This window comes from Treponema sp. R6D11, from assembly GCF_054786075.1.
Genome location: NZ_BDHD01000829.1, coordinates 1 through 492 on the forward strand (window position 1 = coordinate 1; position 492 = coordinate 492).

A 492-nucleotide genomic window follows, 5' to 3' on the forward strand; every position below is an offset into this window, starting at 1 on the left:
GCTTAGACCTCCAACCTATCGACCAGGTAGTCTTCCTGGTACCTTTAGGGGGGTTAAACCCCCAGGGATGGTTTATCTTGAGGTGGGCTTCCCGCTTAGATGCCTTCAGCGGTTATCCCTTCCGAACGTAGCTACCCGGCACGTGCCCTTGGCAGGACAACCGGTACACCAGAGGTTCGTCCATTTCGGTCCTCTCGTACTAAAAACAGCTCCTCTCAACCATCCAGCGCCCATGGCAGATAGGGACCGAACTGTCTCGCGACGTTCTGAACCCAGCTCACGTACCGCTTTAAATGGCGAACAGCCATACCCTTGGGACCTGCTTCAGCCCCAGGATGCGATGAGCCGACATCGAGGTGCCAAACCTTCCCGTCGATGTGGACTCTTGGGGAAGATCAGCCTGTTATCCCCGGAGTACCTTTTATCCGTTAAGTGACGGCGCTTCCACTCGCTGCCGCCAGATCACTAAGACCTACTTTCGTACCTGCTCGG

General features: G+C 55.9%; 1 rRNA gene. It reads right to left on the reverse strand.

Going from position 1 to position 492, the window contains the following annotated elements:
- Positions 1–492: ribosomal RNA gene (locus tag ACYVTD_RS16355) — 23S ribosomal RNA — on the reverse strand; the annotation flags it as partial.